The sequence below is a fragment of the Micrococcus sp. GbtcB5 genome, assembly GCF_019091605.1.
In the GTDB taxonomy this organism is placed as follows: Bacteria; Actinomycetota; Actinomycetes; order Actinomycetales; family Micrococcaceae; genus Micrococcus; species Micrococcus luteus.
This window is the reverse complement of sequence record NZ_JAGXJK010000386.1, coordinates 1-242: the sequence shown is the minus strand read 5'-3', so window position 1 is coordinate 242 and position 242 is coordinate 1. Positions and strand designations below refer to the sequence as shown.

Genomic DNA, 242 nt, shown 5'->3' with positions numbered 1-242 from the left:
CGGGCGCCCGCCCAGGCCGTGCGCGAGGTCGTCGCCGAGGGCGAGGGCGCCGAGTCCGGGGGCCACGTCGACGGCGGCGAGCAGCCCGACGGCGATCACGGGCGCCAGGGCGAGCGCCTCCCCGAGGTCGGCGCGCGCCACCGTGCCCACGGCCCAGAACCGGAGTCGGGCCTGGCCCGTGGGGGGGAGCACGAGCTGCGCCGTGGTGCCGGCGGGGCGGCCGGGGGGGATCGCGGCGCCGG

General features: G+C 83.1%; 1 protein-coding gene. It reads right to left on the bottom strand.

Translation table 11 applies throughout. From position 1 onward, the window contains the following. The coding region (locus KVS67_RS12815; protein ID WP_217565527.1) for an iron chelate uptake ABC transporter family permease subunit at positions 1 to 242 on the bottom strand (242 nt) is incomplete at both ends.